Source organism: Siminovitchia acidinfaciens (genome assembly GCF_003605385.1).
GTDB classification, from domain to species: Bacteria; Bacillota; Bacilli; order Bacillales; family Bacillaceae_C; genus Siminovitchia; species Siminovitchia acidinfaciens.
The window spans coordinates 1-313 of the sequence record NZ_QYTV02000030.1 but is presented as its reverse complement, the minus strand read 5'-3'; the positions used below and the strand labels follow the sequence as shown (position 1 = coordinate 313).

Annotated in this window: 1 other RNA gene; it reads left to right on the top strand. The window is 62.6% G+C overall.

Features of this window, described 5'->3' with window-relative positions:
- Positions 1-5 precede the first annotated feature (5 nt).
- Positions 6-313, top strand: an RNA gene (gene rnpB, locus D4T97_RS20335) — RNase P RNA component class A; the annotation flags it as partial.

Sequence of the window (313 nt, the reverse complement as noted above, 5' to 3'; positions counted from 1 at the left end):
CGTCCTCTTCGGGGGAGACGGGCGGAGGGGAGGAAAGTCCGGGCTCCATAGGGCAGGGTGCCAGGTAACGCCTGGGGGGGAAACCCACGACCAGTGCAACAGAGAGCAAACCGCCGATGGCCCGCGCAAGCGGGATCAGGTAAGGGTGAAAGGGTGCGGTAAGAGCGCACCGCGCGGCTGGTAACAGTCCGTGGCACGGTAAACTCCACCCGGAGCAAGGCCAAATAGGGGTTCATAAGGTACGGCCCGTACTGAACCCGGGTAGGCTGCTTGAGCCAGTGAGCGATTGCTGGCCTAGATGAATGACTGTCCA